Consider the following 21,672-nt stretch of genomic DNA (forward strand, 5'->3'; position numbering starts at 1 on the left):
ACCTCCTTAGTTGCGTTTGACCTTGGACAGAGGATGATCCTCCGGGTAGGTGGGGATCTGCGGCTTGTGCGTACCCAGCATCACGCACATCAGCGCCTCTTCCTCACCATGATTGAACAAGCCCCGGTAGATGCGCGGCGGAATGGAAATCACATCGCGCTCCTCGAGCACGGTTTCCATATAGTCGTCGCCATCCTTGAGAAAGAGAGTGATGGTGCCCTTGAGCACGAAGAAGACTTCTTCCACGTCGTCGTGCACGTGTAGAGGCCCTTCGCACTTGGCGGGCAATACCATGGTCGAGAAGGTAAAGTGCTCGGCGGGAATGGTATTGGTATCATCCTTGACCCCGGTGGCACCGGTGCCGATATAGCGCATCTGGGCACGGCGATACTTGGGGTCGTAATCGGCCTGGAACTTCAGTGCATCCCAGTCGTACTTGCGCCCTTTGAAACGCGCAATACGCGTCTGCATCCACTCTTCGAAAGTGGTGCCTTCAGGCTTTTTCCATGTTTCCAGCATGACGTTCATCGTGATTTCCTCTCTTCTTGGTCGCATTCCAGCTGCATCACAAGCGCTTTAAACTGCGCTTTCTGGGCAAATCGAGACAAAGCGATCCCTGGACGCCGGTTTTGGGCATCTCGTGGGCACTTTTCCTTCGGTATCGAACTCGCTTAAACGAACTCGTTAAACGGGAGGTGTCGTCGCGTTTATCTCAGACTTTATTTATCTCTGCTTTCCTCTTGGCGATCGTTCAGGCGATGTTTTATCGCCACGGGTCATGCCTCGGCTTTCTTTTGCCGACGAGTCTCGGCATCGATTCCACCTTCCACGGCCCACTCGGTGAAAGATTCCAGCGAGTGCTGCATCTCACGCGGCTCCCAAGCTTCGGTCAGGTAGTCCTCATTGGTGTAGTACTCGAAGGCTCCACCCAGGGGGCTATTGACGTACCAGAAATAGGCCGAGGAGATCGGGTGCCGCCCCGGCCCCAGGAACGTGCTCCACTGCTTGCGGTTCATGGCCAGACCGCCGCCGATCACCTCGTGAATGTCGCGCACGGTGAAGGCCACATGATTGAGGCCGGCGCCACGGTGGGGCAGCTTGAGCAGGAAGAGGTTGTGATGCCCGCCGCGGGCCTGCATACGCAGAAAGACGGCACGGTCGGTGTAGCGATCGGAGACGGCGAAGCCCAACCTGTCACGGTAGAACGCCTCAGTGGCCTCGAGATCGTCGACGAAGAACACCGCATGACCGATGCCAACCGGGGTCGCCCGCTCGTAGACCGGACTCGGTTGGTCGACACGGCGCATGTCGCCGTACTGGTTGATCGGGGTAACGTCGAGCTCGACCTCACGCAGGGAGTCGACGCGGATGGCCACTGTCATTCCATTGGGATCCTGACACTCGATATGATCGCCGCGATCCACGAAGCCGGGCTGGTCGGCGAGCCGTGTCTTCAGTGCCTCCAAGGCCGCAGAGTCGGCGGCTCCCCAGGTCATGCGGCGCAGGGTCGATCCCGACTCGAAGGCCGGCGGCAGCGCAGGGTCGTCAATCGGCGCCAGGTTCAGGCGTGCGCCATTGAGGGTTTCAAAAGCCGTATCGCTCACCTGCGACAATCCGAAATCGGTCACGAACCGCTTGCCGACCTCCAGATCCTCGACGCCGAAATCCAGGGCTTCGATACCAACGATGCTCATGTCTCACTCCTGCGTCTACGGGACGCCGTTGTCTGCTGCTGGGCCCACACAGAAAGGCGGGGGCATGCCTGCCGGCAGTGCCGGCTTTAACCAGGGCTAGGTGCCCTGGCGCTCGGTGGTGCTGCGGTAGCCAAGCAGCCCGGAGATCGTCTCTGCCGCGCCCTCCACCGAACTGCGTAACCGTTCACGCTCATCGGCCGGGATCTCATGCACCGGCACCATGATGCTCACTACCGCATCGATATCCCCATCGGCGTTGTAGATGGGGTACACGATGGAGGAGATGCCAAGCTGGAAGAAGGATTCGGCGATCACATAGCCACGGCTACGATCCTCCTGAACCAGTCTCCACAATGCCTCCCGGCTGGCCGGTGCCCCCGGTTGGGTATCGGGCAACGCCTCGTCGGGATAGAGCTCCTCGAACTCCGCTCGGCTCAGGCCGGTCAGCAGCATGCGCCCCAGGGAGGTACGGTGCACCGGCAGTCGGGTGCCGACGCTGACGCGTCGAATGGTGGCGTTGGCGGCACTGACCCTGGCCACATAGATGACGTCCTGGCCATCGCGAATGGCGATATGGCTAGAGCAGCCGGTGGCATCGCGCAGCGACTCGATCACCGGCTGGCCCACCTGGACTACGTCCAGGGAGGCGACGTACTCGAAACCCAAACGCAACACGTTGACCCCCAGGGAGTAGAGCCCCGTGGTGGGATGACGCCGCAGAAACCCCATGTACTCGAGGGTCTGGATCGCCCGGTAGGCAGTGGCCTTGGGAATGTCCACTCGCTTGGCGATCTCGGCGAAGCTCATCTCGCGATGGCTACGGCTCAGCTCCATCAAGATGGTCAGGCCGCGCTCCAGGCCGGGAATCAGATATTTACGTGCATCTTTGTCATTCATAGGGCGTCCTCTCCGGTGTGGGTCGTTCCAGGCTTCAGCATACCCCTGCCTATGCCCATCAGCATTCCATCGCGATTGTCAGGGCTCGACCCTGGGAGAGCAATGCTTATCTTTTAACATATGAAACTAGATTTCTTATTTGATACGATCAAGATAGGCACTCCTCCAGAGCTTGTCAAGGACCTATTTCTCTCTGAAGAAACAAACCTAACTTACTGATATTTAATAATTAAAAAGTAAGGAAAATGCGATGAGTCCGGCACCATTCAAGCGCGTGCGGTCGCCACCAGGCTGCGGTCGCGCAGGGCAACGAGCCGTTGTCCCAGGCGATGCTGCAACTCGAGTCTGGTCTCGCGGCAAACCGGGTCGTCCCAACGGTTGTCGAGTTCGTCGGGATCGGTCTCGAGATCGTAGAGCTCGCCACCCTCATGCCCCTCGAAGAGGCTCAGCCGCCAGCGCTCGGTGACTAGGCTGACGATGCTGGAAGACGCCTCGCTATCGCGAAATACCTGAATGCCGGGGTCTTCCACCAGAACGTCCGCCGCCGGCATCGTGCCGAACAGGTCCTGGCCTTGCATGCCGATCGGGACACGCAAACCAGCCCGCTGCAGCAACGTCGGCGCCAGATCGATGGCACTGCCCAGACGCGTGGAGACACCCCGCCTCTTCGCATCCTGTGGGTCGTGCCAGATCAACGGCACCCGCAGCACGCTCTGAAAGTGAAGGCCCATCTTCAGCATGCAGCCGTGATCGCCCATGTAATCGCCGTGATCGGAAGTGAAGGCCACCACGGTGTCGTCGGCGAGGCCCTGTGCCGCCAGAGCGGCCAGCACCTCACCCACGGCATCGTCGACCATGCTGATGCTGCCGTAGTTCAGGGCGATGATCTCCCGCGCCTGGCGCTCGCTCACCGCGAAAGGCCAGTGGCTCTCGGGATCCTCACTGCCCCAGCGATAAGCCTCCAGGGCCGGAGCGGGGATGCCTCGTATCGCCTTCACCGGATGATGGAAGGAATTCGGCAGCTCGACTTCGTCGGGGTCGTACAAGGACCAGTAACGCCCCGGCGGGGTAAAGGGGTGATGGGGGTCGGGAAAGGAGACCACCAGCACGAAGGGGGTCTGGGCGTCCTGCGCGGCCAGGAAGTCGCAAGCCTGCACTTTCACGTATGTGGTCGGATAGAGCGCCTCGGGCACTGCCGTGCGCCAGCACTGGGGCGCCGTAACGCTAGACGGCAGAGCATTGGCAGGCCCTCGCAGCGACGCTGGGTCAGGATGTCGCTCGCGAAGCCAGGCGGTGTAGTGACCGTCCACCAGATCACCATGGCCGATACACAACCGCACGTGCTCGAAGCCATAGTAGGGCGTCGGGAGAGATAGGCCGGGCTGCTCAACCCAGCGGCGACGCACCTCCCAGCCATAGTCGGGTCCTTCGCGCTGGTGGCGTCGAGCCAGGGTCGTTTCCGCCGGCGGTGCCTCGCCCACTCCTCCCAGGGTACGGGGCGGCGCCGGGATGTCCGTGACGTTCTGGAAGTGAGCCTTGCCGACATAACCGGTACGGTAACCGGCCTGACGCAGCACCTCGGCGAAGGTGAGGCTGTCGAGCCCCAGGGGGATGCCGTTCTGGCGCACCCCGTTGACCGAAGGCATCTGCCCGGTGACCAGCGCCGCCCGGTTGGGCTGGCATATTGGCGTGGCCACGTGGAAGCGGGTGAAGTGCACCCCACGTGACGCCAGGGCGTCGAGATGCGGCGTTCGCAGCGTCGGGTTACCGTAGCAGCCTAGATGGTCGGCACGCTGCTGGTCGGTGATGAAGAGCACGAAATTGGGACGTCGCATGACAATTCCTCTCCTGGGCATTCAGCCGAACATCCAGCTCACCGGCCCGGTGACGATCTGCGGGAAGGCGAAGATGATGCCGATCGCCAGGAAGTCGCAAATCAGGAAGGGAATGGCGGCCTTGTAGATGCTGCCCATGGTGGTGCCCTCCGGCGCCACCGCCTTCATCACGAACAGCGCCGCGCCCAGCGGAGGCGAGGTGGAGCCGGTCTCGATGGCGAGCAGGAAGAGCACTGCGAACCAGATTGTGTCGAAGCCGAGTTGATCCACTACCGGCACGAAGATCGGCAGCGTAATCAGCATGATCGGCAGCGGCCCCATGAACATGCCGAGCAGCACCACGGTGAAGACCATGGCCAGCACGATCATGTGGTCGTTGACCGGCAGGTTCATCACCGCATCCATCAACCCGAAGGTGGTGCCGGTAAAGGCCAGCAGTTGGCTGAAAGCCACCGCGCCGGCAACGATCAGCAGTACCATCACCGAGATGTTGGCGCTCTCGAACATCGAGCGGGAGAAGTTATCCACCGTCAGGCGGCGCTTGAACAGGGCCAGCAGGATGGTGGCCACCGCCCCGGAGGCGGCTGCCTCGGTGGGCGTGGCCAGGCCGAGGAAGATCACCCCGACCACGGCAAAGACGATGAACCCGATGGGCAAGATATTACGGATACCCGCGGTGACCTTGGCCTTGAGAGGCGTAGGCGCCACGTCGAAGGAGGGCGCCACGTCGGGCTGGAGGGTGCAGCGCGCCCAGATATAGACAGCATAGAGCACTGCCATCAGCAGCCCGGGAACGATGATGGCGATCAGCAGTCGGCCGATTGATATCTCCGCCACCACGCCCAAGACCACCGCCAGCGCGCTGGGTGGAATCATGATGGCCAGCCCCGCAGAGCCAATGATGGGTCCCAGTGACATGGCCTTCTTGTAGCCGCGCTTTTCCATTTCCGGGGTCAGGCTAGAGCCCAGCAGCGCGATGGAACCCATGCTGTTGCCGGTGAGGGTGGAGAAGAGCACGCCGCCACCCACCGCCATGTAGGCCAGCCGACCGCGCAGCCGACCGAACCACTTGTCCAGGGTATCCATCAGGTCGTTGGCGATGCCGGAGCGAAACATCACTTCACCCATGATCATGAACATGGCGATGGGGACCAGGGTGAAGCTGGTCAGCGCATCGGTGGTATTGATCACCAGCTGTTCTATACCCGAAGTGCCTCCGAGAAACAGATAGGCCCCCACCAGGTTGACCGCCAGGAAGGAAAAGGCCACCGGCAATCCCAGCATCATCAACGTCAGCAGGGCACCGAGAATGAGCGATAGCGTCAGCCACCATTCCATAACTATCTCCAGAGTGGGGCGAGGTCAGCGCTTCAGGCAGGCCAGCGCCTGGACCACGAACTGAATGGCGACCAGGAACATGCCGAGCGGAAAGACCCAGGTGAGCAGATAACTGTGGGGCGCCAGAACGGTGGTCTCGCGGGTACCGAACTGATACTGGTCGAGCGTCACTGCCAGTCCGTACCAGGTCGCGTAGAAGCAGACCGCTGCACCCAACAGCGACATCGTGCACCCGAGCGGTGCCCGCCAGCGCGGGTGCAGGTTCTCGGTGACGATGTCGATGGCCACATGGCGGTTCTTCTCCAGCAGGTAGGGCGCCCCGAGGAAGGTCATGTAGAGCAGCGCATAGCCACTTAGCTCCACCACCCAGAGCAACGACTTGCCGAACAACAGGCGCGACATGATCTCGGCGAAGACGGCGCCGGTAGCAGCCACCAGCACCACTGCGCTGATGACCGCCAGCAGGAAGTTCAGGCGGCTCAGGCCCCGCATCAGAAGGATAAGCAAGGACTTGCCGAGAGAGTGTGGTTGGCGCATATCGAACCACCTGAGAGTAAGGAAGTGCGTTGGATACGGCTTGTCTTGGGGATATGACCGTTGCATGGCGTATCGTCCGGAGGGGAGAGGCTCGATGCGCCCCGGCCCCGGGGCGCACTACCATGGAGAACGGTTCAGTCGACCAGCATGGCCCGCAGTTCGGCGGTCAGCTCATCGTTACCGATCTGGCCTGCCATATGCTCCCAGGCGGTGTCGATGGCCAGTTGCAGATAGCGGTCGGCTTCTTCGCTCTCCAGAGCGATCTCCTCGAAGCCGGCAGCTTCCACCTCGGCATAACCGGCGGCGATGACATCGCCCCAACTGCGATCAAGCTCGGGGCCAAGGGTATGGCGCACGTAATCGGACAGCTCTTCACGCAGATCATCGGAAAGGCGCCCCAGGGCGCGGTCGCTGACCAGGATGCTGAAGCCGGCACGGTAGAAGGACGGGGTGAGGTAATAGTTGACCACGTCTTCGTACTGCTCGGCCCAGCCGAGGTTGCCCTGCATGAAACCGTCGATGGCGCCGCGCTCAATGGCGGTATAGATCTCCCCGATGGGCAGTACCAGGCCATTGGCACCCAGTGCCTCGATAAACGGCAGGCCGGTGGGGAAGACCCGGATGCGCTTGCCGCGCAGATCATCCAGGCCATCGATACGGTTCTTGAAGAACAGGAAGAACTGCACGTCGGAGGCGGGAATCTCACCCAAATAGTTGAGGCCGCGCTCGGCGTGGATCTCAGTCATGCGGTCATAGAAGCCGCTCTCGAGAATCTCTTCGTAGTTCTTGAACGACAGGTTGGAGGTGGTGGAAGACGGTACCAGCCCGGAATAGTAGCTGGGGCTGAGCAGCGCCATGTCGATGGAGTTGTTGCGCACCGCATCGGCCAGACGGAATGGCGGCATCACTTCGGGGCCACCGCGCCAGTCAAGGAAGAGCCGCCCCTCGAATTCCTCGTTGACCGCGGCGATGAACTTCTCGAAGCCGGCGGAGACCGCCGCGGTCTTGGGAGTGAAAGTCACCACGTTGAAGCGAACTTCATCGGCAGCAACGGAGAGAGAGAGACCGGCCAGAGCCAGGCCAGCGGCAAGCTTCGTCAGGGTAAAGGTTTTCATGGCTGTTGAGCTCTTGTGGTTGTGATGGAGATCATTGATGGCGAAGGAAGGGTCAGTCCAGGGCTACGCCCCAGGCATCGTAGCCGTAGACCCAGTCGGCATTGCCTTCGCCCTTCAGCCAGTCGTTGGCACGGGAGCCGCGCTGCACCTTGGCGGTACGCTCCTTGCGGGCATTTTCGTAGCGGGTCAGGGCCACCGGTATCCGCTCGGGATCGGCGTCGGCCAAGCAGCGCGACAGCACCACGGCATCCTCGATGGCCATACAGGCCCCTTGGGCCATGAAAGGCACCATGGGGTGGGCGGCATCGCCGAGGATGGTCACTTGTCCCTGGGACCACTGCGTCATGGGCTCACGTACGTAGAGCGCCGACTTGGTGACGCTATCGCAGGCGGCCAGCAGCGCACGGACGTCGGGATGGAAGCCCTTGTAGACCTCGCGCAGCTCCTCGACGTCGCCGGGCAGGGTCCAGGACTCCTCACGCCAACCTTCCTGGGGCGTGGTGGCGAAGATGAAAACCTCCTCGCCGCGGGTCAGGGGGAAGACCACCACCTGGCTGTCGGCAGTGGCACCCCACCATTTGGTGAAGGCATCGAGGTTCTCCACCTCGGGTACCGCCGAGCGCGGCACCACCGCCCGGTAGGAGACCAGGCCGGTGAACTCGGGGCGGTCCTCGCCGAACAGCGAGCGGCGCACTGCGGAATGAATGCCATCGGCACCGATCACCACGTCGACGCTCTCCTGGCTACCGTCCTCGAAATGAATGACAGGGCGCTTCCCCTCGGCTTCCACACGGGCCACCTTGCTGCCCAGGCGAATTGCCGCTTCCGGCAGCTTCGCTTCCAGGGCCTTGAGCAGATCGCCGCGGTGAATGGTCAGTTGGGGCGCGCCATAGCGGGCCTCGGCGGCATCGCTCATGGGCAGCTTCGAGGTGACTTCACCGCTGTCCCAGGTCCGACTCAGGCGATGCGTGGGGCGCGCTGCCGTCTCGCGCAGGACGTCGCCCACGCCCAGCCGGTCAAGGGCCCGCACCGCGTTGGGCGTCAGATTGACGTCAGCCCCGATACGTAGAAATTGCCGGGCCTGCTCGAAGACGATCGCCTCATGGCCGGCCTCGCGCAACGCGATGGCGGCACACAGGCCACCGACGCCACCACCACAGATACCTATCGTTAGTTTTGTCATACCCCACCCGACTCTTGGCTCTTGCTGTTTTAACATATGAAACAGAGTTTATTATTTGATATCTAGACTCTAGGCCCACCTTTTCAGTTTGTCAAACCCAACGTGAGTCCAACGTTCACTCCTCCTTTCTGCGGCAAGAAGAGGCTTGGGCCATCCGTGAGCGACAAAGCCGGATGCCGTGGAGACGGCCGCAATCTTCAGTGACGAATCAACTTCTCGGCCAGGCGCAGCACCAGCGGTCGACCAATGGTGATGAGGGAGAAAGCGATGGGCCATGAAATCAGGAAGGCCTTGGCCCAGCGCACGAGAAAGCCGCTGTCGAAACCGGTATTGACCAAGGTTATGGCAAGCGTCATCAGGCCTGCCATGTAGGTGGTCATCAGTACCGAGACCACCAGGGAAGAGTAGCGGGATGGAAACAGCATGAGCGGCTCCAAGCGGGCTGCAGACCCCGAGGTTACGCTAGTGAAGCCCCGCAGCTTGACCACGAAGGGGCGATGCCGGGCATCGCCCCTGCCTCAACGCAGCGTCATCAGGTTGAAGGCGGGATCGGCCAGCTGAGCCGGCTCCAACGCCCGCTGGGTAGCGATCCAGCGCTTGCCCAGCTTGATCGCCCGGGGCTGGTCGAAGGCCACCATCTGCACCAGCCGGCTCGCCTCGTCCAGATAACAGAACACCGGCCCCTGCTGCTCGTGGCGAACCACTGCCTGCAGCCCGGGGCGCGGAACGCCGAGGATCTGAATATTCACGCCGTGCTGATCGGACCACAGCCAGGCGGGCTCGTCGTAGTGAGCTTCCAGGCCAAGCATCGTCTCGGCGACCACCCGTGCCTGATTCTGGGCATAGGACCAGGACTGCAAACAGAGCCCCAGCTGAGGGTGCTGGGCCACATCACCGGCGGCGAAGATATAGGGGTCGGAGGTACGACCGCCGGCATCCACCACGATGCCCTGCTCGATGGCCAGACCGGCCTCCCGTGCCAGCTCCAGATTGAAGCTCACCCCGGTGCCCACCACTACCAGATCGAACGGCTCGAAGGCGTTGCCACCGGCCTCTATCGCCACCCGGCCATCGGTCTGCTCGAATAGCGCCAGCTGCTGGCAACCCAGCTGCAAGTCGACACCATGGCCGTGATGCAGCTCGGCCAGACCGGTCGAAACCTCGGCACCCACACTGCGCTCGCAGAGCCGCTGCTGACGCTCGAAGACCACCACCTCGAGACCCAGCTTGCGGGCGCTTGAGGCGACCTCCAGACCGATCCACCCACCACCGATCACTCCCAGGCGGCGACTCGTCTCGAGCCTGGCCTTGAGCCGCTGGGCGTCCTCCCAGGAGCGCAGCGTCATGACCCCGGGGATTTCGCCCCACTCGGGCACCGGCAGTCGTGGCCGGCTGCCGGTGGCGATCAGCAAGCGGTCATAGGGCAGACGCTGGTCGTCGCTGAGCAGCACTTCACGGGCCTGACGGTCGATGGCCGTGGCCCGCTTGGGGCGTTGCCACTCGATCGCCATGGCGGCCAGGCTCTCCTCGGAGAAGAGCCGCGGCAGCGGCTCACCTCCGGTGACCACCCCCTTGGACAGCGGCGGTCGTTCGTAGAAGTCGTGGGGTTCGTCGGCCACTACCGTCAGGCGTCGGCTATAGCCTTCGCTGCGCAGCGCCTTGCAGGCATAACCGCCGGCCTGACCACCGCCGATCACCACAATATGGGAGATCTCCTCGCTGGACATGATGATTCCCCCTAGTTGAAGACAAAACCGCCGTTGACCGGGATCAGTTGACCGGTGACGAAGTTCGACCAGTCCGAGAGCAGGTAGAGCACGGTGCCATCGACATCCTCTGGCTGCTGCTCCTCCTTGAGGGCACGACCTGCCGCATAGTGGGCGTAACGCTCCTTGGGCACGTACTCGGTGGCCTCACCGCGGGTCAGGCCTGGTGCGATGACGTTGACGCAAACGCCACGTTCGCCCAGCTCACGCGCCATGGCCCGGGTCATCGCGATCACGGCCCCTTTGCTGGCCACATAGGCCATCAGTCGAGGAGCGCCCCACAGAGCGGTGTCGGAGGCCACGTTGACCACCTTGCCGCGGCGTGAGCGCTCGAGAAGCGGCAAGGCCGCTCGAGTCATCTGCCACACGCCGCGCACGTTGACCGCCATTACCCGGTCCCACAGGGCGGGGTCGTACTCGTCCAGCGTCTTGCCCCCCACATTGGTGGCTATGGCAGCGTTGTTGACCAGACCATCGAGGGCACCTCCCTTGGCGACCCGAGCCATCCCCGTCTCGATGGAAGTGGCATCGCCCTGATCGATGACCAGTGCCTCCACCTCGGTACCGGTATCACGCAGCGCCGCAGCGGTCTGCTCCAGCTCTGCCTCGAGGATGTCGCTGATCACCAGGCGAGCCCCTTCGGCAGCCGCCGCCTCGGCGATGCTACGACCCAGACCGCGGGCAGCCCCGGTGATCATCAGCCGCTTGCCGGCCAGACCATGAGTGGCCATTTCAGGCCGCCTCCTGGCGCTTGGCCAACTGCGTCTTGGCCATCTTCAACATCACCCGGCGCAGCCGCGAGAGACCGACGTCGTGCTGGTAGAGGTTCTCGTGGTGGCGGGCATCGGGAGCCAGATTCTCGAGAATGATGCGATCCTGCTCGAGCACGTCCCAGTGCAGCCCCTCGAGCTTGGTGCGGTAGAAGAAGCGCCACACCTGGCGCTGCCAGCCGTCCACCTTGCGCACCCGCCAGAAGAAGACACGGCAGTTGTCCTGATCCTCAGGCACCACCATGCCGACGATCCAGAACGGACCACCGGGCCCGAAACGCTTCTGATAGGGAATCGACAGGCGCAGCCAGAGTGCACCGCTGTTGCCGTACTCCACCCAATCGAAATTGACCCCGGCCTGGCCGGTCTTCTTGAAGATGAAACCGGTCTGGGTGGGCTCCAACACCATCTCCGCTTGCCGGTCGCCCTCGGCCATGGAGTGGGAATCCGCATGCAGGTACGTGCCGTGCATGGGGTCCATGACGTTGTCCACCGCATACTGGTAATTGCACTTCCAGGTGGCGGTGCACAGGAAGTGGCCATAGCTGGCCTCATCGGTAAGCTGCTCGGGCAGCTCAAGGGCCGGCGGTGCTTCGTCGGGAGTGGTGCCGAAGAAGACGAAGATGGCGCCCTGGGCCTCCTGCACCGGGTAATGGCGCACACAGGCGGTACCCACCATGGGGCTGTTGCCGATCGCCGGTACGTCGCAAACCGTGCCCTCTCCATTTACCTCGACCCCGTGATACCAGCAGGCCAAGCGGTCGCCCAGATTCCAGCCCTTGGAGAGGCGGGCGCCGCGATGCGGGCAGCGGTCTTCGATGGCGTGCACCATACCGTCGTGATCACGCCACAGGGCCAGATTTTCGCCCAGCCGGGTGATGCCCACGGGATTGCTGCCCACCTCCCAACTGGCCAGCACGGGATACCACAGGGAGCGCAGGCCGGTGTCCAGATAGTCCTGCACGCGAGCGTCTACGGAAGCTGCTGTCGTCATCTCTCTCGACCTCATCGTTGTTCGTTCATGCGAGCAGGCCTTACTGGCCCAGAACCGCCATCTCCTGGAGGAAGCTCGCTTCGCTCCAGGGTTGTCCCTGACGATCCTGACTATGGCGAGCGTTGAGCCCGGCGATAACATCGCTCAGCTGCTCGGCACCGGTCTCGAAGACCGCTTCCAGATCGGCCACCAGGGCCAGTTCGAAGGGCTCCGGGGCGCGCTGACGGTTCTGCCAGACCCGGTTGTCGAAGCCGCCGGGGCGCTCGATGCGCCCTTGCCCGGGCTCGGTAGCAGGGATGATGCGGGCCCAGGTCTTGAGTTCGGGGTTGTGTTCGAGAGTTGCGGACATGGGATTCAAGCCTCCTCGACGACTTGCAGCTGAATGGTGTGGTCGATGATGCGTACCGGGTAGACGTGCAGGTCGCGGTCGGCGGGTTCGCGCAGGCATTTGCCGGTACGGATGTCGAAGACCGCCTCGTGAAGCGGGCACTCCACCTGGCCGTCTTCGACGAAGCCTTGAGACAGCAGAGCGTATGCGTGGGGGCAGACGTCCTCGAGGGCGTAGTACTCGCCATCCAGCAGATAGACGCCGATTTCCTTGTCGCCCAGCTTGGCGGAGAAGGGGAAGTCCTCCTGCACCTGATCGGTCGTGCAGACGGTGGTCCAACTCATGGGATGGTCCTCATTGTCGTAGGGTCTCTCGTGCATCAATTCAAATATGAAGCACGATTTATTATTTGATCCGTCGCAATGAGTATAGCCATACCGCCTGACCTGTCAATACTATATAGTATTCGCCAGAGCAGCCAGAGTCTTCACCACCACCAATCGGGACCCGCTGCGCGCTCTTCAGGTATCCAGCGGTTTCAGCTGAGTGGTCAGGGTGAGCCGGTAATCGCTGGGGGGGATGTACATTACCTGCCACGCCAGTACCCGCCCCGTTTCGTCCTGGTAGCGAGTCTCCAGACGTAGCCCGGGGGGTGGGGCCTCGGCCAGCTCCGGTGCGATGGCGCGAGCCACCGACTTGGGCAGCCGGATATGGCTGATGCGGTTCTCAGCCGTGCTCGGTGAGTGCCCCTGAGCCATCAGCAGCGGCAGCACGCTCTCATGTTCCAGGGCCTCGGTGGGCAGGGTCGCAAGCTCGCCGGCCACATCGCCACGCAGATAGATCTCGGTGTAGCAGTCGAAGGCTCCGTCGATGCGGTCCTGACGCACCAGATGCAGATAGCCGCCCGCACAGTCGCCCAGCACCTCCACCCAGGCACCATGCCGTTGCAGCACCTCACGCCGAAGCAGGCGAATCAGCACCATCCTGACCGGAGCGCCCTCGGGCCGCAGGAAGGTGAAAGCGGGCGTGGTAATGCGGCGGCGCTGCTCGCCGCCGGCCACGAAGGTGCCCAGCCGGCGCCGGCGATAGAGCTCACCGCTCTCCACCAGATCGCGCAACGCCTTCTGCACCGTGCCCAGGCTGACCGGCAAGGCCGCAGCCAGCTCCTGCTCGGTGGGCAGGCGGCTCCCCTCGGCAAGCTTGCCTTCCTCGATCAGCTCGACCAGGGCATCGCGCAGACAGAGGTACTTGGGGGTGCGGGAGGATTTCTCGAGGTGTCGGGCGACACGCTCAGCAAGCAGGGGCAGCACAGCAACACCTTCACCAGAAGACGGGAGGCCAGTCTACCCGGAATTCAGAAGGGTTTCGCAAGCAGTTCAGCCTTGGCACAGGGAGCATTACTCTCTACTTGGTAGCAACCTGGCGTGTCCCGCAAAAGCCGGGACACCACGCAACGAGAGGCAGCAACGAATGCGCGAAACCAGCCGCGAGCAAGCCATCGATTGGCCGGGGCTGATGCCGGCCATGGCCGAGTGCGTGGCACAGCTGGGCGAGGCAGGCTTCGACGAAGCGCTACTGGCGTTGCTGCGTCAGGCGGTGGGTATCGAGCAGTGCATGGTGTTCGCCTTTGACGGTCGCGACGAGGTCGACTGTCTGCTGGCCGCCAACCAGCGCACGCCGCGGATGGCTGGTCGCTTGGCGGAGCTCTACACCGGCGGCCTGTTCCGCCAGGACCCCAACTACCAGCGCCTGCGCCAGTTGATGACCAGCGAAAAAACCGACGCCGAAGTGACGCCGATGCAGGCCGACGCCATGCCAGAAGCCTATCGCAGCCACCTGTTCGCCTTTCCCGACCTGGTCGACAAGGTCTCGCTGACCCTGCCCGGCGAACAGAGCGTCTATTATCTCAACCTCTACCGTGGCAGCGAGGCTGGCCCCTTCGCCCCCCACGACCTGGCGCGGCTGGACGCCCTGGCACCGCTGCTGGCCAGCCTGATGCGGCGCCACTACGCCCAGGCTCGCCCCATCTCGCAGCGCCCCAGCGCCGAGGAGGCCGCCGTGCTCGCCCCGCTTTCCGAGCGCGAGCGCCAGCTCTGCCTGTATCTGCTGCGCGGCCATACCCTCAAGACCGCCGCCACTGAACTCGACATTGCCCTCTCCACCGCCGAGACCTACCGCAAGCGCGCCTATGCCAAGCTTGGCGTGCCCTCCAAGGCGCGGCTGGTGGCGCTTTGTCGGCGAAGCTGAACGCAGCTCACCACGGCATGCCGGGGTTGCCAATGTCTGACAGGAATCAAGAAGCGCAGTCGGCCAGCCTCTCGAAGGCTGCCGCGTTGGGGCAGAAGGCGCGGCACTCGTCAGACCCAGCGTCGCGGCGCATGGCACCCCAGCAGTAACCGGCCACCGGGCAGGCATTGCAGTTGCCGCGCAGGCTGGGATAGCTGACGTGGCGTTCGACGCTGGCCTGCTCGAGGCCGAAACGCTGCAGCATGGCCGGCATCAGGGTATCGGCCGGTACGAATGCGCGATAGCCGCCGCGGTCCAGATGGCGTGCCACTTCACGCTCGAAGACGGGCTCCAGCGGGGTGTCGAGGTCCTGCAACATCTCGCTGTAGACGCCGGGAGATTCCGCCTCGATCTCACGGACCAGTCGCCTTGTGGAGGCGCGATAGCTGCCTTCGCAGAGGCGGTTCCACCAGGAGGTGTGCGGTGTCTTACTCATGATGCTTCTCCCCAAGGGTACGTTTGCCTCAGTATCGGCCCCCGGCCTTCTGCCAGCATTGACCGGGATCAAAATAGTTTCATTTGAAACTCAAGGCAGACATCCCATAACGCAGCGAGCACGGCCGGGGCCGTGCTCGCAAGCGTGGGTCAGCGTGAGTGATAGGGCGCGGTTTACGCCTCGGGATCAATGACATCCTCGGCAGAAAGGCCCTCCTCGCCCTGGGCGGCATCGAGCTGCTCAAAGAAGTAGGTGTGAGCGGCCTCGCCGTCGACGCCCTTGGCCCCGGCCGCTTCCATCCACTCGCCGGGCAGGTCGGCGGCCATCTGCTGGAAGCGTTCGATCTCCTCGGCGGGCAGCTCGACGAAGGTGTTGCCGCGCTGCTCGGCGAACTCGATGCCGCGCACGTCGACCACGTCCATCATGTAGCCGAACAGACGTGAGAGCTTCTCCCCGGAGACGCTCTCGATCGCCTCACGGTCCTCTTCGGAGAGCGAGGCCCAGGTATCGGGGTTCATCACCAGCGAGAAGCTGCCGCGATAGAAGCCACCCGGCATCTGTACGGTGTAGGGCAGCACCTCGGCCAGGCGGAAGCTCCTGAGGCCCTCGAGCGTGAGCATGGCGCCATCGATGACGCCCTGGGTCGCCGCCTCATAGGTGCTGGCTGGCGGCAGCGCCACGCCCGTCAGCGCCAGCGCACTGGAGATATCGCCCATCACGCCGCCGCCGATACGCACGCGCTTGCCACGCAAATCGTCGAGGCTGCCGATAGACTGGTTGAGGAACATCGAACCCGGGCCATGCACGCCCACGCCGATCACTTCGACCCCGCGATGCTCACCGGCATCGGCGAAGTACTCATTGTGCGTGCGCCAGTAGGCCACCGAGGCGGCTTCCGAGGAGAAGTCCTCGAAGGTGGGCAGCTCGGGCAGCTTGGTCAACTCGAAGCGCCCCGGCATCAGGCCGTGAAACAGCCAGGTGACGTCGGCCACGCCATCGGCGATCAGCTCCATCTGGGCGTTGGGTGGGCCCATGTCGTGTACCACGTTAACGCTCACGCGCCCTTCGGTGGCCTCCTCGACCCAACTGGCCCAGGTCGGCCAGACGATGGTATTGACCCCGTGGTTGGGGCCCGCCCAGGTGCTCACCGTGAGTTCGGTGGCCGCGGCGCTGTGGAAGACTCCCAGGGAGAGCGCGGTCAGCGTGGTCAGTGTCGCGAGCTTGTGCATTTTCATTGTCGTTCCTCGTGAGTCCCGGTTGTCAGGGTTGGCGTAGGTCTTGCGTGTTGTGGTTGTGTTGGGATTAGAGGGCCAGCACCAGTTTCTTGCCCTTGGCACGTGAGCAGCAGCTCATCAGCCGATCCTGGCCGGCACGCTCGGCGGCGGTGAGCACCTTGTCGCGATGATCGATCTCGCCCTCGATCACTTCGACCTGGCAGGAACCACACAGCCCCTCTTCGCAGTCGCTGGGCACGTCGACACCGGCGGCGCGCAGCGTCTGCAGCAGGGTGCGGTCCGCCGCCACCTCGACCACCAGCTCGGAGTCGGCGAGCTCGACTTCGAAGGCGTGCTCGTTCTGCGGATCCAGCAGCGCGCCTTCGGCGGTGAAATGCTCCACATGCAGGCTGCCTTCCGGCCAGTGAGCGGTGCCGGCCTCCAGTGCCGCGAGCAGGCGCTCGGGGCCGCAGGCATAGAGCAGCGTGCCTGCGTCAGGCTCGGCAAGCAGCGAGGCGAGGTCGAGCCGCGCACCTTCATTCTTGGGATAGAGCCGCAGTGCCTCGCCGTGGTCGCGCTCGAGCCGCTCGACGAAGGCCATGCTGGAGCGCGAGCGGCCGGCATAGTGCAGTTCAAAGGACTTCCCCAGCCGCTTGAGGCGGTCGGCCATGGCGATGATCGGCGTGATGCCGATGCCGCCGGCGATCAGCACGTAGCGGTCGGCCGTCTCGTCGAGGCGGAAGTGGTTCTTCGGTCCGCGCACGCGCAGCTCGATACCCTCTCGCACCGTGTCGTGGACCCAGCGCGAGCCGCCACGGCCGGCTTCCTCGCGCAGCACGGCCACCTGCCAGTCACCCGATGTCGCCGGGCCACACAGCGAGTACTTGCGTGACTCGCCGCTGGGCAGCACGACGTCGAGGTGTGAGCCCGGTGTCCAGGCGGGCAGAGCACGCCCGGCGGGGTCGACCAGGGACACGCCGAGCACCCCCTCGGCCTCGGGCTCGGCGCGGGCCACGCGGACGCGCCGCACGATGGTGCGCGCCTCCGGCGCCCCTACCGGGAAGTCGCGCTGGGCGCTGCGCACCGCGGGGTCGCGGCGCTCCGGATTCTGCGCCGGGTCCCAGCGCACCCACAGCGCCTCGGGGCCACGGAAGGAGGTATTGGGCAGAAAGGTGAACTCCTGCTCCTCGAGCTCCAGGTGCGGCAGGCGGCGGGTGAACTCCTCGAGGAAGATACGCATCTCCATGCGTCCCAGGTTCTTGCCCATGCACTGGTGGCTGCCGTAGCCGAAAGTGAGGTGGTCGACGGCGTTGTCGCGGTAGATGTCGAGCTCGTCGGGGTTCTCGAAGTGGGCCGGGTCGTGGTTGCCCGAGGCCGTGACCATCAAGATCTTGCCGCCCTCGGGGATGGTCACGCCGCCCACTTCCACCTCGCGGGTGGCGATGCGCCGCCAGGCCACCACCGAGCCGGAGTGGCGCAGGCACTCCTCGGCCGCGGCGGGGATCAGCTCGGGGTTGGCGCACAGCTCGGCCCACACCGCGGGGCGCGAGAGCAGCTGGCGGAAGGCATTGGCGGTGGCCAGCGCCGTGGTCTCGTGGGCGGCGACGATGATCGCCATCATCATCGAGTGCAGGTAGTTGTCGGTGACGACATCCGGCTTCTGCCGGTTCTTCTCGATCATATCGTACATCCAGCCGTGGCCATGCGGCTGGTCCTGCATCTTCTTGAGCACCTGCCCGGAGTACTGCCAGAACTTGCCGACCCCCTCGGCCACCTCGACCTGCTGCTCCGGCGAGGGTCGACCCCAGGTGTTGAGCGTATGGGCCACCGAGAAGCGGCGCAGCTGCTCCATGTCCTCCTCGGGCACGCCGAGGAAGTGCAGCGCCACGGTGAGCGGCACTTCCCAGAACATCTCGGCCACCAGGTCGGCGCGGCCGCGCTCGACGATGGCATCGAGCTTCTCGCGCACCAGACGGCGCACCATCGGCGCATGGGCTTCCAGCGCCTCGGGAGTGAAGGCCTCCAGCAGCTCGCGGCGCCGCGCCATGTGGGCCGGCTCGTCCTCGTTCACCAGGGTACGGTTCATGCCGTAGTCGTAGCGCTCCAGCACCGCCTGGGCCTCGCGGCTGGCCGGGGTGATCTTCTCCAGCGCGATCGACGGCGAGAAGGTGAGGTTGTCGCGGAAGATCGTCTTGATGTCGGCATAGCGGCTCACCACCCAATAGCCGAGCCTGGGGCTGTAGAACACCGGCTCCTGCTCGCGGGACCAGCGCAGCGCCTCGGCGGGATCGAGCTGGTAGGGCGAGTCGAAGGGATCGAAGGCCGCCGCCTGCGCTGACACGGGGCAGCCGTTGGGCGCCATCGGCGATTCAGCGGCGGCGTGGAAGGGGCAGCCGCCTGCACCGTTGGTGGTCCGCTGTGTTGCTGATGTCATCAGGCCTCCCCAGGCTGTCGTCCGAGTCGTTCGAAGTCATTGCTGTGTTCGAAGTCATTGCTGGCATGCATGGTGGCGCTTTGCCATTCATTATTTACTTTTATCGCACACTTGATATCGTTTAACGAACACATGAAGGAACATAGGCAGTTTGTGTGGGGGCGTCAATCCCCGCCGGCTGCGCTACCATGCTCTGCCACCAACCACCAAGGAACGTCGTTCGATGGCCACTACGTTGCAAACCCTGGATCGCGGCCTGCGCGCGCTCGAGATCGTCGCCGAGCACGCCGAGGGCATCAGCGTTGCCGAGCTGGCCGAGCGGCTCGACGTGCATCGCGCCATCGCCTATCGCATCGTCACCACCCTGGAACAGCACGGGCTGGTGGCACGCTCCGCCGAGGGTCCGCTGCGCCTGGGGGCGGGTATTTCCCTGCTGGCGGCACGCTTCGAGCCGCAGCTGCGCGCGGTGGCCCAGCCGCTGCTGCAGGCGCTGGCCAAGGCCACCCGGGCCACCGCTTTCGTCTCGGTGGCCCAGGGCGAGGAGTGCGTGGTGATCCTGGTGGCGGAGCCCGACGAGGGGCTGCTGCGGGTGGGCTACCGGGTCGGCAGCCGCCATCCGCTGTCGCTGGGGGCGGCGGGTATCGCCATTCTGGCCGGACGCCCGCCGCGCGCAGACGACAGCGAGGCGGTGCGTCAGGCCCGTAGCGACGGCTACAGCCTGACCCGCGGCCAGCTGCAACTCGGCGCAGTGGGAGTGGCCAGCCCCGTGGCCACGCCGCAGTTCCGCCCCGGGGTGGAGGCCTGCGTGGGCGTGGTGGCGATGGACGATCTCGACACCGAGCGGGCCATACGCGAAGTGAAGGCTCACGCCCACCAGCTGGCCGAGCTGCTCGGTCGCTGAGCGGCACGCCGTCGCGGCCCGTGAAGCCCGGCTCCGGTAGCGTTACACTACGGACCATCCTCCGCCGCCACCTTCGAGGCCCTCGATGAGTCGCCACCTGCTCTCCGTCGATTCCCTGACCCGCGATAGCGTCAACCACCTGATGCATGTCGCCGCCCGCATGGAACCCATCGCCCAGCGCCGCCAGGTCACCCGGGTGCTGGAGGGCGCCGTGCTCGGCAACCTCTTCTTCGAGGCCAGCACCCGTACCCGGGTCAGCTTTCACGCCGCCTTCTGTCGCCTGGGCGGCAGCGTGTGCGACACCACCGGCTTCACCTTCTCCTCCATGGCCAAGGGCGAGTCGCTCTACGACACCAGCCGGGTGATGAGCGGCTACTGCGACGCCATCGTCATGCGCCACCCGGATCAGGGCTCGGTGGCCGAATTCGCCGCCGCCACCCACGTGCCGGTGATCAACGGCGGCGACGGCCCCGGCGAGCACCCCAGCCAGGCGCTGCTCGACTTCTACACCATCGACAAGGAGTTCACCCGGCTGGGCAAGAAGCTCGCCGGCGCCCACGTGCTGCTCACCGGCGACCTCAAGTACGGGCGTACCGTGCACTCGCTGATCAAGCTGCTGTCGCTCTACGACCCCATGCGCATCACCCTGGTGGCGCCGCCGGGGCTGGAGATGCCCGACTACCTCATCGATCTGGTCGCCTCCCGCGGCCACCGCATCGAGCAGCGCACCAGCCTGGCCGACGACTACACGGACGTGGACGTGGTCTACACCACGCGCATCCAGAAGGAGCGCTTCACCGCCGAGATGAGCGAGGGCTTCAGCCTGTCGCGGGACTTCACCGTCGACCGCGCCTTCATGGACAAGCGCTGCGGCCGTGACACCATCGTCATGCATCCGCTGCCCCGCGACAGCCGGCCGGAGGCCAACGACCTCGACGTGGATCTCAACGGCGACCCGCGCCTGGCGATCTTCCGCCAGACCGACAACGGCATCCCGGTGCGCATGGCGATCTTCGCCACCCTGCTGCAGGTAGACGAGCTGATCGAGAAGGACCTGCGTCCGGTACGCTGGTTCGTGCCCGAGCGGGTGGGTGTGGACGACAGCGCACTCTGACGATGCTGCAACCAACGCTGGGCATCGCTATGCTGTTCAGTAACGAGTAATGTAAGAGCACGAATAACAACGGCGTTGTCGCCCACGGCAACCGTAGAGAGGAGATGTGACGCATGACTCTGGAACGCGCTTACATATTGCTGGCGGTCTTCTATAGCGCCCTGGTGGCGATCGGCGCCATCGCCCTGCTGGTGGGTGGCGGCCCTGTCTGGGGGGTGGCGATACTGCTGCTCGGCGCCCTGGTGGCCGCCGGCCTGTGGGGCCAGACCCTGGGCAAGCCGGTGATGAACCCACGCATGTGGCGCCCGCTGACGGGTATTCTGGCGGTCGGTTTCGTGCTGCAGCTGTTCGCCGTGTTCTCGCTCTCACTCTCAGGGGCCGAGCTCACCTGGCTGCTCACCGGCGCCATCTTCTCCGTGCTGCCGGCCATCATGCTGTTCCAGTACGGCAAGCGGGACCAGGAAGTATGGGCCACGCCCGAGGAGTGCGAGGGCGGCAAGATGCTGCGTGAGCTGCTGGCCAGGCAACGCGAGCTGGTGCTGGAAAAGCAGGAGGCCGACCGCCAGGCCACGGTCAAGTTGACCAAGGAGGGCGACACCTACCGCGCTAGCGTCACTCGCGGCAACGGCGTCGAGGTGGAGCGCTTCGAAGAGCGGTTCGCCTGCCCTGCCACCCTGGCCTTCTTCGTCATCAAGTACACCTGCATCTCGGTCAACGACATCGCCGCCCAGTATGCAGAGGAGCGCGCGCTGACGACCTGAACGGCTCGTGTGCCCACATGCATTCGTCTCGTTTCGAACGGACCCCGACGGGGTCCGTTCTGCGTTTGT

At 64.3% G+C, this 21,672-nt stretch carries 22 protein-coding genes; 4 read left to right on the forward strand and 18 right to left on the reverse strand.

The window, feature by feature from the left end; genetic code table 11:
- Positions 1 to 6: 6 nt before the first annotated feature.
- The 15 genes from HOP58_RS00540 to HOP58_RS00610 all read right to left on the reverse strand — a co-directional run bounded on the left by HOP58_RS00540 (position 7) and on the right by HOP58_RS00610 (position 13,767).
- Complete coding sequence (locus tag HOP58_RS00540) at positions 7 to 528, reverse strand: cupin domain-containing protein (protein WP_010626115.1); 522 nt, start codon at positions 526 to 528, stop codon at positions 7 to 9.
- Positions 529 to 776: 248 nt separating this feature from the next.
- On the reverse strand, positions 777 to 1,694 hold the full coding sequence (locus HOP58_RS00545; protein WP_010626114.1) for a VOC family protein: 918 nt from the start codon (positions 1,692 to 1,694) through the stop codon (positions 777 to 779).
- A gap of 96 nt (positions 1,695 to 1,790) precedes the next feature.
- Positions 1,791 to 2,591 (reverse strand): IclR family transcriptional regulator, encoded by an 801-nt coding sequence (locus HOP58_RS00550; protein WP_010626113.1) that lies wholly within the window; start codon positions 2,589 to 2,591, stop codon positions 1,791 to 1,793.
- Positions 2,592 to 2,857: 266 nt separating this feature from the next.
- Positions 2,858 to 4,426: a sulfatase-like hydrolase/transferase gene (locus HOP58_RS00555; protein WP_234259180.1), complete on the reverse strand. Its 1,569-nt coding sequence runs from the start codon at positions 4,424 to 4,426 to the stop codon at positions 2,858 to 2,860.
- Between the two features lie 21 nt (positions 4,427 to 4,447).
- Positions 4,448 to 5,764 carry a TRAP transporter large permease subunit gene (locus tag HOP58_RS00560; protein WP_010626111.1) on the reverse strand — a complete coding sequence of 439 codons (1,317 nt, stop codon included), beginning with the start codon at positions 5,762 to 5,764 and terminating at the stop codon, positions 4,448 to 4,450.
- A gap of 24 nt (positions 5,765 to 5,788) precedes the next feature.
- Positions 5,789 to 6,301, reverse strand: coding sequence for a TRAP transporter small permease (locus HOP58_RS00565; RefSeq protein ID WP_234259181.1), 513 nt, complete (start codon positions 6,299 to 6,301; stop codon positions 5,789 to 5,791).
- 134 nt (positions 6,302 to 6,435) lie between these two features.
- Complete coding sequence (gene dctP, locus HOP58_RS00570) at positions 6,436 to 7,416, reverse strand: TRAP transporter substrate-binding protein DctP (RefSeq protein ID WP_234259184.1); 981 nt, start codon at positions 7,414 to 7,416, stop codon at positions 6,436 to 6,438.
- A gap of 52 nt (positions 7,417 to 7,468) precedes the next feature.
- On the reverse strand, positions 7,469 to 8,599 hold the full coding sequence (locus HOP58_RS00575; protein ID WP_010626108.1) for an FAD-dependent monooxygenase: 1,131 nt from the start codon (positions 8,597 to 8,599) through the stop codon (positions 7,469 to 7,471).
- 197 nt (positions 8,600 to 8,796) lie between these two features.
- A complete protein-coding gene (locus tag HOP58_RS00580) occupies positions 8,797 to 9,024 on the reverse strand; it encodes a DUF2798 domain-containing protein (RefSeq protein WP_010626107.1) in 228 nt (75 codons plus the stop codon).
- 93 nt (positions 9,025 to 9,117) lie between these two features.
- On the reverse strand, positions 9,118 to 10,326 hold the full coding sequence (locus HOP58_RS00585) for an FAD-dependent oxidoreductase (protein WP_234259186.1): 1,209 nt from the start codon (positions 10,324 to 10,326) through the stop codon (positions 9,118 to 9,120).
- A gap of 11 nt (positions 10,327 to 10,337) precedes the next feature.
- Positions 10,338 to 11,096: an SDR family oxidoreductase gene (locus tag HOP58_RS00590; RefSeq protein ID WP_234259188.1), complete on the reverse strand. Its 759-nt coding sequence runs from the start codon at positions 11,094 to 11,096 to the stop codon at positions 10,338 to 10,340.
- Position 11,097: 1 nt separating this feature from the next.
- A complete protein-coding gene (locus HOP58_RS00595) occupies positions 11,098 to 12,129 on the reverse strand; it encodes an aromatic ring-hydroxylating dioxygenase subunit alpha (protein WP_010626104.1) in 1,032 nt (343 codons plus the stop codon).
- Between the two features lie 40 nt (positions 12,130 to 12,169).
- Positions 12,170 to 12,478: a recombinase-like helix-turn-helix domain-containing protein gene (locus HOP58_RS00600; protein ID WP_234259190.1), complete on the reverse strand. Its 309-nt coding sequence runs from the start codon at positions 12,476 to 12,478 to the stop codon at positions 12,170 to 12,172.
- A 5-nt stretch (positions 12,479 to 12,483) separates the two neighbouring features.
- On the reverse strand, positions 12,484 to 12,801 hold the full coding sequence (locus tag HOP58_RS00605) for a non-heme iron oxygenase ferredoxin subunit (protein WP_010626102.1): 318 nt from the start codon (positions 12,799 to 12,801) through the stop codon (positions 12,484 to 12,486).
- Positions 12,802 to 12,978: 177 nt separating this feature from the next.
- Positions 12,979 to 13,767, reverse strand: a complete 789-nt coding sequence (locus HOP58_RS00610; protein ID WP_010626101.1) for a GntR family transcriptional regulator — start codon at positions 13,765 to 13,767, stop codon at positions 12,979 to 12,981.
- 160 nt (positions 13,768 to 13,927) lie between these two features.
- Here HOP58_RS00610 and HOP58_RS00615 point away from each other — a divergent pair, with 160 nt between their 5' ends.
- Positions 13,928 to 14,704 (forward strand): helix-turn-helix transcriptional regulator, encoded by a 777-nt coding sequence (locus HOP58_RS00615; RefSeq protein WP_234259192.1) that lies wholly within the window; start codon positions 13,928 to 13,930, stop codon positions 14,702 to 14,704.
- Positions 14,705 to 14,750: 46 nt separating this feature from the next.
- Here the strand turns inward: HOP58_RS00615 and HOP58_RS00620 are convergent, their stop codons facing one another.
- The 3 genes from HOP58_RS00620 to HOP58_RS00630 all read right to left on the reverse strand — a co-directional run bounded on the left by HOP58_RS00620 (position 14,751) and on the right by HOP58_RS00630 (position 18,827).
- Entirely contained in the window at positions 14,751 to 15,179 is a 429-nt protein-coding gene (locus HOP58_RS00620; protein WP_234253358.1) for a hypothetical protein, read from the reverse strand.
- Between the two features lie 173 nt (positions 15,180 to 15,352).
- A complete protein-coding gene (locus HOP58_RS00625; RefSeq protein ID WP_234253492.1) occupies positions 15,353 to 16,408 on the reverse strand; it encodes a TRAP transporter substrate-binding protein in 1,056 nt (351 codons plus the stop codon).
- Between the two features lie 73 nt (positions 16,409 to 16,481).
- Entirely contained in the window at positions 16,482 to 18,827 is a 2,346-nt protein-coding gene (locus tag HOP58_RS00630; RefSeq protein ID WP_234253359.1) for a cytochrome P450/oxidoreductase, read from the reverse strand.
- Positions 18,828 to 19,050: 223 nt separating this feature from the next.
- On the opposite strand from HOP58_RS00630, the gene HOP58_RS00635 reads away from it, so the two are divergent.
- The 3 genes from HOP58_RS00635 (at position 19,051) to HOP58_RS00645 (ending at position 21,603) form a co-directional block, all read left to right on the forward strand.
- Entirely contained in the window at positions 19,051 to 19,728 is a 678-nt protein-coding gene (locus tag HOP58_RS00635; protein ID WP_086510655.1) for a helix-turn-helix domain-containing protein, read from the forward strand.
- An 85-nt stretch (positions 19,729 to 19,813) separates the two neighbouring features.
- Positions 19,814 to 20,842, forward strand: a complete 1,029-nt coding sequence (locus HOP58_RS00640; RefSeq protein ID WP_010626062.1) for an aspartate carbamoyltransferase — start codon at positions 19,814 to 19,816, stop codon at positions 20,840 to 20,842.
- A gap of 113 nt (positions 20,843 to 20,955) precedes the next feature.
- A complete protein-coding gene (locus HOP58_RS00645; protein ID WP_010626061.1) occupies positions 20,956 to 21,603 on the forward strand; it encodes a hypothetical protein in 648 nt (215 codons plus the stop codon).
- Positions 21,604 to 21,672 lie beyond the last annotated feature (69 nt).

This window comes from Halomonas sp. MCCC 1A11062 (assembly GCF_021404355.1).
In the GTDB taxonomy this organism is placed as follows: domain Bacteria; phylum Pseudomonadota; class Gammaproteobacteria; order Pseudomonadales; family Halomonadaceae; genus Halomonas; species Halomonas aerodenitrificans.

What these genes read in the sequence shown, in the direction of transcription:
- HOP58_RS00565 (WP_234259181.1), bottom strand. Translation starts at nt 6,301, where the DNA reads ATGCGCCAACCACACTCTCTCGGCAAGTCCTTGCTTATCCTTCTGATG.
- HOP58_RS00620 (WP_234253358.1), bottom strand. Translation starts at nt 15,179, where the DNA reads ATGAGTAAGACACCGCACACCTCCTGGTGGAACCGCCTCTGCGAAGGC.
- HOP58_RS00560 (WP_010626111.1), bottom strand. Translation starts at nt 5,764, where the DNA reads ATGGAATGGTGGCTGACGCTATCGCTCATTCTCGGTGCCCTGCTGACG.
- HOP58_RS00635 (WP_086510655.1), top strand. Translation starts at nt 19,051, where the DNA reads ATGGCCACTACGTTGCAAACCCTGGATCGCGGCCTGCGCGCGCTCGAG.
- HOP58_RS00625 (WP_234253492.1), bottom strand. Translation starts at nt 16,408, where the DNA reads ATGCACAAGCTCGCGACACTGACCACGCTGACCGCGCTCTCCCTGGGA.
- HOP58_RS00615 (WP_234259192.1), top strand. Translation starts at nt 13,928, where the DNA reads ATGCGCGAAACCAGCCGCGAGCAAGCCATCGATTGGCCGGGGCTGATG.
- HOP58_RS00580 (WP_010626107.1), bottom strand. Translation starts at nt 9,024, where the DNA reads ATGCTGTTTCCATCCCGCTACTCTTCCCTGGTGGTCTCGGTACTGATG.
- HOP58_RS00585 (WP_234259186.1), bottom strand. Translation starts at nt 10,326, where the DNA reads ATGTCCAGCGAGGAGATCTCCCATATTGTGGTGATCGGCGGTGGTCAG.
- HOP58_RS00555 (WP_234259180.1), bottom strand. Translation starts at nt 4,426, where the DNA reads ATGCGACGTCCCAATTTCGTGCTCTTCATCACCGACCAGCAGCGTGCC.
- HOP58_RS00630 (WP_234253359.1), bottom strand. Translation starts at nt 18,827, where the DNA reads ATGACATCAGCAACACAGCGGACCACCAACGGTGCAGGCGGCTGCCCC.
- HOP58_RS00590 (WP_234259188.1), bottom strand. Translation starts at nt 11,096, where the DNA reads ATGGCCACTCATGGTCTGGCCGGCAAGCGGCTGATGATCACCGGGGCT.
- HOP58_RS00605 (WP_010626102.1), bottom strand. Translation starts at nt 12,801, where the DNA reads ATGAGTTGGACCACCGTCTGCACGACCGATCAGGTGCAGGAGGACTTC.
- HOP58_RS00540 (WP_010626115.1), bottom strand. Translation starts at nt 528, where the DNA reads ATGAACGTCATGCTGGAAACATGGAAAAAGCCTGAAGGCACCACTTTC.
- HOP58_RS00545 (WP_010626114.1), bottom strand. Translation starts at nt 1,694, where the DNA reads ATGAGCATCGTTGGTATCGAAGCCCTGGATTTCGGCGTCGAGGATCTG.
- HOP58_RS00600 (WP_234259190.1), bottom strand. Translation starts at nt 12,478, where the DNA reads ATGTCCGCAACTCTCGAACACAACCCCGAACTCAAGACCTGGGCCCGC.
- HOP58_RS00575 (WP_010626108.1), bottom strand. Translation starts at nt 8,599, where the DNA reads ATGACAAAACTAACGATAGGTATCTGTGGTGGTGGCGTCGGTGGCCTG.
- dctP (WP_234259184.1), bottom strand. Translation starts at nt 7,416, where the DNA reads ATGAAAACCTTTACCCTGACGAAGCTTGCCGCTGGCCTGGCTCTGGCC.
- HOP58_RS00640 (WP_010626062.1), top strand. Translation starts at nt 19,814, where the DNA reads ATGAGTCGCCACCTGCTCTCCGTCGATTCCCTGACCCGCGATAGCGTC.
- HOP58_RS00645 (WP_010626061.1), top strand. Translation starts at nt 20,956, where the DNA reads ATGACTCTGGAACGCGCTTACATATTGCTGGCGGTCTTCTATAGCGCC.
- HOP58_RS00595 (WP_010626104.1), bottom strand. Translation starts at nt 12,129, where the DNA reads ATGACGACAGCAGCTTCCGTAGACGCTCGCGTGCAGGACTATCTGGAC.
- HOP58_RS00550 (WP_010626113.1), bottom strand. Translation starts at nt 2,591, where the DNA reads ATGAATGACAAAGATGCACGTAAATATCTGATTCCCGGCCTGGAGCGC.